The organism is Oscillatoria sp. FACHB-1407 (genome assembly GCF_014697545.1).
Taxonomy (GTDB): Bacteria; Cyanobacteriota; Cyanobacteriia; order Elainellales; family Elainellaceae; genus FACHB-1407.
Genome location: NZ_JACJSA010000028.1, coordinates 79,344 through 88,579, shown reverse-complemented (window position 1 = coordinate 88,579; position 9,236 = coordinate 79,344). Strand labels below are relative to the sequence as shown.

The 9,236-nt window shown below is 47.7% G+C and carries 5 protein-coding genes and 1 riboswitch; of the genes, 2 read left to right on the top strand and 3 right to left on the bottom strand.

Annotated elements, in window-relative coordinates:
- Both H6G89_RS34625 and H6G89_RS30490 read left to right on the top strand, forming a co-directional pair.
- Nucleotides 1-100, top strand: a 100-nt coding sequence (locus H6G89_RS34625) for a photosystem II protein D1 (protein ID WP_441339448.1), incomplete at its 5' end; no start/stop codon positions are given.
- Between the two features lie 651 nt (nucleotides 101-751).
- Nucleotides 752-940, top strand: a riboswitch (cyclic di-AMP (ydaO/yuaA leader).
- Between the two features lie 159 nt (nucleotides 941-1,099).
- On the top strand, nucleotides 1,100-2,407 hold the full coding sequence (locus H6G89_RS30490; protein WP_190513786.1) for a glycosyltransferase: 1,308 nt from the start codon (nucleotides 1,100-1,102) through the stop codon (nucleotides 2,405-2,407).
- A 255-nt stretch (nucleotides 2,408-2,662) separates the two neighbouring features.
- On the opposite strand, the gene H6G89_RS30485 is transcribed toward H6G89_RS30490, so the two are convergent.
- The 3 genes from H6G89_RS30485 to H6G89_RS30475 form a co-directional block, all read right to left on the bottom strand.
- A complete protein-coding gene (locus H6G89_RS30485) occupies nucleotides 2,663-4,081 on the bottom strand; it encodes a glycoside hydrolase 100 family protein (protein WP_190513785.1) in 1,419 nt (472 codons plus the stop codon).
- A 1,185-nt stretch (nucleotides 4,082-5,266) separates the two neighbouring features.
- Nucleotides 5,267-5,728 carry an RNA recognition motif domain-containing protein gene (locus H6G89_RS30480; protein ID WP_190513784.1) on the bottom strand — a complete coding sequence of 154 codons (462 nt, stop codon included), beginning with the start codon at nucleotides 5,726-5,728 and terminating at the stop codon, nucleotides 5,267-5,269.
- An 843-nt stretch (nucleotides 5,729-6,571) separates the two neighbouring features.
- Nucleotides 6,572-9,151: a zinc metalloprotease HtpX gene (locus tag H6G89_RS30475; RefSeq protein ID WP_190513783.1), complete on the bottom strand. Its 2,580-nt coding sequence runs from the start codon at nucleotides 9,149-9,151 to the stop codon at nucleotides 6,572-6,574.
- Nucleotides 9,152-9,236: the final 85 nt, after the last annotated feature.

Genomic DNA, 9,236 nt, shown 5'->3' with positions numbered 1-9,236 from the left:
GGAAGTAATGCACGAGCGCAACGCTCACAACTTCCCCCTCGATTTGGCTGCTGGTGAAGCTGCTCCTGTTGCTTTGACTGCTCCTCAAATCAATGGTTAATCCTTAAAGCCTGATAGACATCTGATGAGAGGCGTTCCTTACGGGACGCCTTTTTTGCGTTGACTTTTTGTCTTTATCTTTTGTCTTGTACGACTCTTCGTTGACCGACAAAACTCCTATGGGGTATACCCCCATAGAGGCTTTACCCCACAACCACTCAAACTTAAAAACCGCTATAGTCCTATGCAATTAGATTTTTGGAGTTAGGAAAAACTCTAATTTTATTGAAGACAGTCAAAATAACCGTTTGATGCTTCAATCGATTTCTCAACCTTCTGTCCTATCTAGCGATCGCCCTTAGAGGTCTATCGTTTTTGTTTGCTTTCGCTAATTCACTCAAGGTTTAAGACTAACAACGAACTCTTCTAGAGACTTCTCATGCTTATACACAGCTTGATATTTAATAAGCAGACTTTGAATTAATTGGCTAATCTGCGGTTCATTGTTACATTTTTTGCAAACATTCTTAAGAACTCGTTTTGTTCATGCATAGTTCATCAATTCTTCTTAGTTTTTAACACTTTCTTTACTTTTTACAAAAAGACGAATCTTCAAGCTCTGAGATATTTTCTAAAAAAAGTTGACGAAAACAATTAGAACACGGTATGTTAACTTCAAATGAAATAAGTCAACCTAATCCATTTTTATCTCTTACTATGTCTGCTCGAACTTAAGAGGAATGGAACGGAGGAACCAAGTTTTGGGGCTTATCTTAAAGGGAGATTTGAGAGTTTAATTCTGGCTTCAATAGCTCAAAATTATAAACTCATCATCTCAGAGGAAGGACATCTCTCAGTCCTAGCCCGTCAGCTAACTTCGTCGGTGTTGAGAGGAGACTGAACATTCAGCATTTACTTCAGTAATGCCCTGAATCTCGTCGGTGTCCTTGGCTGGTATCTATGTGCTTCGTACCTGCTCTTGACCCTGAGGAGAAGATTTTTTGCACTTCACTTTTGGTGTCAGGGGTTAGGAGTCCCTAACCATGAGGTGATATCTACAATGTTGGTAACTCAAAAGCATCGTATTGCCCTGATTTCAGTTGATGGTGATCCCGCTGCGGAAATTGGACAAGAAGAGGCAGGTGGGCAAAATGTTTATGTACGACAGATTGGCGAATTTTTAGCAGATTTAGGATGGCAGGTCGATATGTTCACTCGACGTAGCCATCCCGATCAAGCCGAAATTGTTCAACATCGTGATAATTGCCGAACGATTCGCTTAAAGACAGGACCAGCCAAGTTTATGGGGCGAGATGATCTGTTTGATCTCCTGCCAGAGTTTGTCCAGGAGTTTCAAGCGTTTCAGCAAAAGCAAGCACAACCTTACTCCCTCATTCACACGCACTACTGGCTATCCTCCTGGGTTGGGATGAAACTCAAAAAGCTGCAACCTTTGGTGCAGGTTCATACGTATCACTCTTTAGGAGCCATTAAATATCGAACGATTGATGATATTCCACCCATTGCAACGAAGCGTTTAGCCGTTGAGAAAACTTGCCTCGAAACTGTAGATTGTGTTGTAGCTACTAGCCCACAGGAGCAGGAGCATATGCGATCGCTCGTTTCGACCAAAGGGCACATTGAGATGATCCCTTGTGGGACTGATATTCAACGCTTTGGCTCTGTGGATCAGGCTACTGCACGGAAATTATTGGGGATTCCCCCTGAAACAAAGTTAGTACTTTATGTCGGGCGATTTGACAAACGCAAGGGCATTGAAACGCTAGTGCGGGCGATCGCTCAGTCTGAGTTGCGGGGGGATGCGAATTTGAAGCTCATGATTGGTGGAGGCAGTTCTCCAGGACGAAGCGATGGAATCGAGCGCGATCGCATTGAATCAATTGTTCGTGAATTAGGTCTATCTGATATCACCGAATTTCCAGGTCGCCTTGATCAATCTGTTTTACCAAATTATTACGCTGCGGCAGATGTTGTAGTCGTACCCAGCCACTACGAGCCGTTTGGCTTAGTTCCAATTGAGGCAATGGCATGTCGGACTCCTGTCGTTGCCAGCAACGTAGGTGGATTGCAGTTCACAGTAGTTTCTGAGGTGACAGGATTACTTGTTCCACCTAAAGACGATGCTGCCTTCGCTAAAGCGATTGATCGCATTCTGAGCAATCCCACATGGCGGAATGAATTAGGTCAAACTGCACGCCAACGGGTTGAGATCGGCTTTAGCTGGAGCAGCGTTGCTGCTCGGTTGGGTCAGCTATACACAACGTTACTCCATCAAGCGGCGGCTACTGTGCCTGTCCCAACTCCTGCTGTTGCAGCAACTCCAAAGAAAGAACAAGTAGCAGCTTAATTTCATGAGCAAAAGGGCAGACAAGGGGCTTACGGCCTCTTGTTTTGCTCAGAAAAACAGGCTACACGTCTGATCCCTCCCAACCTCCCCTTGACAAGGGGAGGTGCAAGAGGACATTCAGTATTCGGTGAAACCCATATGAGCGAGATGCTTAAGCGTTTGGCGCAGTTCAGACGTTCGACGTTGATAGACCAATACAACTCGTTTTGAACTAGATAATAACTTTGGTCAGAAAGCTTAAGGCAAAGGCATTAGTTAACTGCTAGCTTCTAGTTCCTTCAAGCGATAAAGCCATTCCTGCATCTCTGTATCTTCGTCAAAACTAATCCAACTGAGATACTTAGGGTTCTCCATCAGTTCATTTGCCAGGATAAAACCAGCAATACTCCAGGTCTGATATTTCCTGGATGCTTTACCTACCAACCGACCATTGCGACCATCGTAATATTCAGGCCAAGCATCTTCGCTTAAGCGGCGTTCTGCAATTTCGATCGCCCGCCATGCCATTTCTTGTCTACCTGTCTTTTGAGCTGCTGCCGCTAAGAACCACAGGAGTACGGGCCAATTCCCACCGTTGTGATATGACCAGGGCACATTTTTAGGATCGCATCCGGTTAGAATTCTCCACTCCAAATCAACTACTGCCGGATAGCAAATCTTCATCGGCATGTAACCAACCAAATCCTGCCAGCGTTGCTCAATCAGATCCATGATGCCCTGAGACTCTTGAACCGTGGTCAGGGAGGAAATCACAGACATCAGGTTGCCCAGCGTAAAAAAGCGAAAATCCATCCGGGCTGGACCCAAATTACCCGCCAGATATCCCCCTCGCTCAGGCATCCAATCGGCAACCCACTCTGGAATCGAATCGGGATAAATATTAAATTTATTGATCGCTTCTTCGCCAAACTCTTCGCCACGATAGCGATAAATTTCATTGAGCCGTCTCAAATCCAACCAGTAATATTGGCGGATGTGGTAGTTCAGCGTGCTCAAACGTTGGTTGATGATCTGAATATAGATATCGCGCTTATAGCCGGGCAACAGCAACTCTCGTGCAGCACGCAGCGATGCGTAAAAGAGGGCTTGAATTTCAATGGGATGCCCGTCCACTCCCATACGGCGATCAATCATAAACGCGCCATCGGGCACCAGCATCGTCGGGTACATGTCAAAGCGATCCGCAAGGCAAAGCTTGAGAATCAACAAGATTCCCTGTTGAAACTCTGGTTGGTGTGCCAGGTCAATATCTCCCGTTGCTTTGACATAGGCTCGCAGCAGGATGAGCCACCAGAGGCAAGAGTCAACTGGGGTAACACGTCCGATTGCGTGTTCACCAAAGTCAGCCGTTAAATATTGTCCACCTTCCCAGGTTTTTACCTTAAAGCTAGCAGGCATCAACCCTCGTCCTGCATTAAAGCAGTCCATCTGTTTGTCACTGCTTTGCAATGCTAGGGTTTCAATTAAAAAATTGCGAACCACATCAGACCGACCCCGGATCAGAAAAACGAGTGCTGACGAGACAAAATCCCGCACAAAGCACTGGTCATAGTTCAGTGCCTCAACAGTCGGGTCACATGCAGCTACAGTCCCAACGGGGCGATCGCCAAAATAAACAACCGAATCTTCCAGTAACTTCCAGGCTTCTTCGACCAGGTAACTTTTTGTCCTCATTGCTTACCCTATTCTCCTGCTGGGCTAACCAACTGTACGACTGAGAAAGACACCATAAACACTCGTGCGACCGTTGTAGCGATCGCCATCTAAATGAGGACAGAAGAGATATGAGGTCGGCACCCCTAGTCGAAGGGTCTAACCTTGCACTCCGTCCCACCTTGATCGCTACGGCTACCTAGCAACATCGCATCCGTAATAGAACCCTGCATAGCAGAGTGACTATAACTGGGTGATCAAGTTCCGACTCTAGCGATAGGAGCAAGCAGAGTTCTGTCACTCCCCATAGCAATTTCTACAACTAGCCTCTTGCAGATAGATTCAAAGAGACTAATTTCAGTAACAGCTCAACTAGAGTATGCATTTGCACCGTCTGATGAATTAAACCCAAACACGTTTCCCTGAGAGGATAAACACCCTGAAGCGACTGAAACTTTAGATGGGACCTAGCTCGATCACTTTTTCTGCCTAACGACTGCCCTTCTGCAACAAACCGAGTAACTCCGCTAATTGCTGTGCTAGCAGAAAATCGTACGATTACACCAGTTGATCAGCCCACATTGTAACTCTGTAGTGAACTTGAAAGAGGCAGCTTTCAAGGCTACATCGCAACATGAACTACGTGTGGCATTGTGAATTTATGGTGATGACCAGAGCAAAGTCTAGATCTAAATTTTTTCCTGTAATCCTCTAAGACAACCCTTAGTACAACTCGTCATAAATAAGGGTGGGAATGTGGAGTGCAGGGGTGGAACCCCTGGCTTGGGGGCACAGCCCCCACACTCCCTTGGTTTTATTTCCACCTATCTGTGAACAGCAGTACTTAGAAATTTAGTGGACATTGAAAGTAGATCTCTCATTCAGATCACCATATGAGATAGCTTAATCTGCCAGAGATTCATCCTGGGTAAATTCTTGGTAAGAAAAACTTTGGTTATGATGAGAAACGATGAAGATTAGTAATAAATATAAAGGTCGGCTCTCACAATTCCTGAGAGTCAATTTTAGCCGCACCATATTAACCTGCAAGCAGTCAGCCCAGACTTGCGGGACATAATTCAGAAATAAACGCAAAACATGGACAAATCAAAGCACCCGCCCTTATAAAGATGCCAAATACACCCTTACACTGGCGAGTGCGTGCTGGAGGCAATCCCTCTCTTTCTCTTTGAAATCAGGCTAAGGTCAAGAGTTTGCAGTCTGAGCAGCTAATAACTGCTTTAGCTTTTCTAGCTCTTGTGCCCAACGAGGATCGGGTTGAACTGCCTCAGAATCAGTAACAGTGGTTGTCTTCTTAGACTTGTTGTTACCGCCACCCTTCTTGCGATTATTGGAGGATGAACTTGCCGCTGGACTGCTTGCCGCGGGCGATTGTTGTTGCTCATCTTCACTTCCCTTAGAACGGGGCAGTGCTTTTTCAATTTTGAGGGGTTGATCTTTAAACATGAACCCGTTGAACTTTTCGATCAACTGGTCTGCCTGTTCATCACTCTTGACCGTGACAAACCCAAACCCCCGGCACTTGCCAGTTTTACGGTCGGTGATGATTTTAGTGGTAACTGATTCATCAAAATCTGCAAAAACAGCTTGTAGCTCCTGCTTTTCAAGCTCTTTTGGTAAGTTACCCACGTAAAGACGGATAGACATGAGAGAAGATACCTCCAGACGTTGGCTCGGACAAACTCACTTACATTTACAAGTGTCGCTTTTAAGTTGGTTATTAATTAAAGAAACATTCATGAGAAACTTCAGAACCAAAAACGTAACTCGTAACCCAACTTTAACGACGTCTGTTAAAGCGATACAACCTATTAATGCTAAGAAATAGCTTTTGGCAACACTTCATGCTCAAGGGTGAAATCTGCTTTAATCCAACCGTTTATTCAATAACTTGAGGACACCTGACAATGATAGTTAAACATTTCAGGGTGGTTCTGCGGATTCAACATTGTTACGCCATTCACTAAGGTATCACGCGGGAAGACTCGGCGATCGCACAAAGTTAAGATTTCCGTTGTAAATCAACCACCAATTCTTACTGATTCTTACTGACGAGGCAAGTGAAATAAAAGCCAGCCTCAATTCAAGGCTGGCAATACCTATGCTGTGTTGGGAGGAAAACCCGATACCGAGGCACGAGAGCCACGTCAGCCATCAAAGTCATGCCAGAAGTACAGCTCATGCCCAAGTAAATTTGGTTCTTATTAAGAAAAGTAACATCAAAAAGTGAGTAACGCAACAAATATTTACAAATATCTATGCATTCCCTTGGTCTACCCCTATGCAGTCCACATTCGATCGGGCGGAGGCAATTCAGGAAGCTGTCCCAGCATCTGGGTTTGAGCCGAGGACGAGCATCAGCGAACGGATGTCAAGCTGACTTGAAAACATGGCAAAATCCTGCACAGGTTTGGCATGATCAAACTCACCTGAGGATCTAAAGAGGCTACAGAACTACTGCAATCAGTGTGACCGGCGAAACCTGCCCTGTCAGCCTCCACCCCGAAAGATGATATAAGCCCCCAAAACAGCAGTCACCAATCCCAAAAGGGTAGACCACCAGGGGTGAGCGGCTTGCAGTTTTGCCCCCCGCTGAGCTTGCATGATTTCTACGTCAATCCAGGGAGTTGCCCCACGACGAAACCAACCTGTGACAGTGACGGGGGTTTTGACAAATCGACTGGGACGAAGGGGTTGGGGCAATATGTGCCCCATCGGTCCTAACAGGGGCATGTAGTGCAACCGCACACACCCTGTTTCGGTTTGGAGGATTAAATCTTGGGTCAGGATGTTGCCGATGCCCGATCGCCCTATTAGAGTGCCCCGTACGCGAATGGGGTGGCTGTCAGTAGGAAGAGCATTAGGGGCTGATAAGAGGGCGGACAACGCTGGATCAACTTGTACAGTTGAGGGTTTGAGATCTGGAAAGAGGGGGTTAATCCGAAGGATTGTGCCGATGCTTAGCCCTAATAAAACAAATCCCCACCAAATCGACTGATCACTCGTCAGCCAAATTAACTCTACCCAGCCAACTGTGGCAGCGATCGTCCCTATAAGCCAGAGGCAAGTTGCAATGCTCAGACCTATCAACATCCCCACAAAAGGAGCAATCTGTAACCAGAATCGCTTAGTTTGCCCAGCCGCACGAGACGTGGAGGAAGATGCAGGTAAGTCAAGTTCAGTTGCCAGTCGCCAGCGACGAGCATAGTTGGCTAATTGTTTCAGGCGATCGCCCATCGGGGGATGGCTGTTGTTGATGGCTAACCAGTGGCGGTAGGGATTCATCCAATCCCACATCAACAACTGCTCCCATGAGGCGTGAGGGTGGGTGCTGCCCAATGTCAGAGCCGTTTGATAGCCCACCGGGGTCAACACATCAAAACTCTGGAGCAAGGCACTGGTAGACCCTTGACGCTGAATGTCAGCCGCAACGCCAATGACAATCTTCAGTAGCGCACGGGTCAACCCGTTGGGGTTACCAGTCACTTCACTGGCAGCGCGATCGCTGTAATAAACTCTGAGTCGAGACAGGCAAAGCCCTGTCCACCGAACTACCCAAAATAGCCCGTAGGCAATCGAGGCAACTCCAACCGCAATGGCTTTGAGCAATGGAAGGCGTTGGCGATCGCCCCAAGTTGAAACTATCCAATACAGTTGGTAAGGCAGCTGTGCAACGAGAGCCACCCAGGACATCACTCCCACATTCCAATAGGTAACATGCCCAAATTCCCCAATGACAATCGTGGCAATCTCATCGTCACTCAGCTGTTGTAGTAATCCTCGGCTGATCACCATGCGGGTGTTTTGTGGTAAAACGCCATAGGTGAACGCAACCGGAGCGGGAATGGGCAAAATGCTCAGCGACGGCATAGGATAGCGGCGTTGGTTGCAAATCCGTTTGAGCACCCGAACCGCCTCTGGGCTAGAGGTCGCTAGCTCATCGACAGTTAAAGGTCTAGCCCGATAGGAAAGCCTCAGGATGCCATCCATCAACCAGGGAGAAACAATAAACAATACTCCCAGGACAAGCAGCACGAGCCACAGTGGATCAGCGTAAATGACATGTTCACGCAGGTCAACGATCCCGCGAAACTCGACCACGGCGATATTCCAGAGGCTGATCGCCACTTGCAGCAATGCCCGTACAACCAGAACCAGCACAACTACCGTTGCCGCTTCAACCGCCCACAGTTTTGCCAGATCTACTGAGCCAAGCGACCCCCATTTAGACGCTCGTCCCGCCTGCCGCCAATGCTCACTGGCAGAGTCAGGCGAGTCAGGGGGTACAGATGCCATTGCAGGCACCAGAGGCATTTGAGGGGCTTCTGATGGAGTGTCACTGGTTGATGCCAGGGTTTCCGCTGGAATGGGAGTGCTCTCAGGTGTAAGAGGTAGGTTAGGGTCGGGCGATCGCTGGCTTGTCTCTGCCAATTCTTCGCTGACCATTGGACGCGATTCCTCCAGGGGTAAGTTTTCCCCGGTTAGGGGCACAAATCCGCTTTCATCCTCCGAGCTAATTGTGGGTAGAGAAGGGCGAATGTCATTGAGGTTCGCTGCTGAATTGAGGGGAACAAATCCACTTTCATCCGCCTGACCACCCTCCTCTGTTATTGGATCGTTTTCAGCTTGCAGAGTCGTTCTAACTCCATTCTGAAGAGAAGTGTTGAGCGGTGTGAATCCTGTCTCATCGACCTCATCCTGCTCAGAGGGTTCAACAGGCACTGCTGAGGAGGCTGCGAGTTCGGCTCCCTGACGCTGCACCAACTCATCCATCATGCGCATTGCCCAAAGCCGCACCTGCCGATTTGAGCTTTTGCTTAAGGTTTGTGAGAGGGCGATCGCCCCACTTAAATCGCCGCTGCGCTCATACGCCATGACCAGGCTCATCTGAGCCTTTGTTGCAGTGGGTTTATCTGTGCTCGTTTGGGCGATCGCTTGCAATAGGGCGATCGCTGTAGGGTAATCTTTGCGCTTCAACGCAGCTAACCCCGCCTCCAGTGAAGGCTCTTTCCCTGAGTTAGTGTTTGCGGCAGATGCGTCTGACTGAGACGACTTCAATGAATCATCCATAGTTGTCCCTCTACTAAAGTCAGTGCAAGCGAGGGCACTACCTCAACCTAAGCACTTCTAGCAGAACTTTACAAACATCAACCTC

Coding starts and splice junctions, on each gene's coding strand:
- H6G89_RS30490 (WP_190513786.1), top strand. CDS start 1,100: ATGTTGGTAACTCAAAAGCATCGTATTGCCCTGATTTCAGTTGATGGT.
- H6G89_RS30485 (WP_190513785.1), bottom strand. CDS start 4,081: ATGAGGACAAAAAGTTACCTGGTCGAAGAAGCCTGGAAGTTACTGGAA.
- H6G89_RS30480 (WP_190513784.1), bottom strand. CDS start 5,728: ATGTCTATCCGTCTTTACGTGGGTAACTTACCAAAAGAGCTTGAAAAG.
- H6G89_RS30475 (WP_190513783.1), bottom strand. CDS start 9,151: ATGGATGATTCATTGAAGTCGTCTCAGTCAGACGCATCTGCCGCAAAC.